General features: G+C 66.9%; 2 protein-coding genes. One reads left to right on the forward strand and one right to left on the reverse strand.

Going from position 1 to position 1,718, the window contains the following annotated elements; genetic code table 11:
- The first annotated feature begins 87 nt into the window (after positions 1–87).
- The gene (locus ACIBHX_RS52325; protein ID WP_397076532.1) at positions 88–471 is read left to right on the forward strand and encodes a hypothetical protein; all 384 of its coding nucleotides are present in this window, start codon (positions 88–90) and stop codon (positions 469–471) included.
- A gap of 21 nt (positions 472–492) precedes the next feature.
- Here ACIBHX_RS52325 and ACIBHX_RS52330 read toward each other — a convergent pair whose 3' ends face one another.
- Positions 493–1,626 carry an IS630 family transposase gene (locus tag ACIBHX_RS52330; protein ID WP_397076533.1) on the reverse strand — a complete coding sequence of 378 codons (1,134 nt, stop codon included), beginning with the start codon at positions 1,624–1,626 and terminating at the stop codon, positions 493–495.
- Positions 1,627–1,718: the final 92 nt, after the last annotated feature.

Below are 1,718 nucleotides of genomic sequence, written 5' to 3' on the forward strand. Positions count from 1 at the left end.
CTAGTGCCGCGTCAGGCAACGTTCGCCCCGTCCTGTGGGGCTGGGGCGAACGGCTGGGTGGCGTTGCAGAGTGCGTAGTCTCGCGGCATGCATTCACATCGTCGTTTCGAGAACCCTCCTGCTCTGCCCCACGACGTGGTCGTTGAGACATTGGAGCGGGCGCTCAGGGACCGGGTGCATGAGCCCGAGGCGGCAGGTGTGTTGGTCGGGACTGCGTTGAACGACGAAGAGCAGACGTTCGTCGAGCACTGGTGTGTGGAGGTCGGGACGCGGGCCGTGCCGGGTAGCCCTCTGCTCGGGCTGGCCGGCCTCTGCCTTGGACATGCCGCTCGGCGCTTCGGTTGTCTCAGCGATGAGGCCTTGGCGCTGGCGGAATCGTTGGCGGCGCGGGCTGAAGCGGACCCGACGGACGTTGACGGGCGGGCACTCGACGGCTTTGACGACGTCCGGAGCTTCCTGCACCTCTGGTGAGCTTGGCTGCTGCGGCCGGGCTCAGGCGACGTTTGCCCTGGCCACGAGGGCGTTGAGGTGCTTGTCGGTGGCGTGCTTGTTCCGCCAGATGATGTAGCGGCGGATCATGCTGCCCTGGGCCTTGTGGCTGGGGTGGTCGGTGCCGTCGAGGGCGAAGTAGCGCAGGGCGGTGAACTGGGCCTCGATGCGGTTGAGCCAGGAGCTGTTGGTCGGGGTGTAGGCGATCTCGACATTGTTCGCTGCCGCCCACGTCCCGACCCGCTGGCACCGCTTGGTGGTCAGGTGCGGAGAGTAGTTGTCGCAGATGATCGCAATGCGCACGTCGGCCGGGTGCAGCGAGCGCAAGTAGCGGCAGAACTCCAGGAACTTCGAGCGGTTCTTGGTCTTCTTGATGTGGCCGTAGAGCTGGTTCTTGGCGAGGTCGTAGGCGGCGAACAGGTGTCGGACCCCGTGGGGGCGGGTGTAGGTCGCCCGCCGCCGGGGGCGGGGCTCGCGGTCGGGGTCCTTGTGCCTGCCGCCGCGCTCCGCCCACTGGCGGCCGGGGTGGGGCTGGAGGTTGAGCGGGCCGAATTCGTCCAGGCAGAAGATGACTTCGGGTTCGCCCTCCTCGGGTATGACCCCTCCGTCGGCGATGGCGTAGAGGTGTTCGACGCGGGCTTTCTTGGCAGCGTAATCGGGGTCGCGGGAGGTCTTCCAGGTCTTCATGCGTTGAAAGGAGACGCCCTCCTCACGGAGCAGGATCCGAAGGCCCTCGTGGCTGATGTCGTCGACCACCCCCTCGGCGACCAGGAAGTCGGCCAGCTTGGCCAGGCTCCAGGTCGAGAACGGCAGGCCGTGTTCGGCCGGCCTGGACTTGGCGATCTTCTTGATCTCGCGGCGCTCGAGCAGCGTGAAGGTCCTCGGTCGGCCGCCGCGGTACTTCGGGTAGAGGGAGTCGAAGCCGTCCGCGTTGAAGTTGTGGATCACGTCGCGGACCCGGTCCGCGCTGGTGAACGTCACCTCCGCGATCTTGCCGACATCCATGCCCTGCGCGGACAGCAGCACCATCTGGGCCCGCCGCCAGGTCACCACCGACCCGGTGCCTCTGCGGACGATCTGCAGCAGCCGTTGCCCCTCGTCGTCATCGATCTCTCTGACCCGTACTCGCTCTGCCATCCGCACAGCTTGGCGCACACGCGCCGTCCAGAGCATCCGCCGGACGGCGCGTCACATCACAACGAGGCAAACATTGCCTGATGCGGCACTAG

Source organism: Nonomuraea sp. NPDC050536 (assembly GCF_044457685.1).
In the GTDB taxonomy this organism is placed as follows: domain Bacteria; phylum Actinomycetota; class Actinomycetes; order Streptosporangiales; family Streptosporangiaceae; genus Nonomuraea.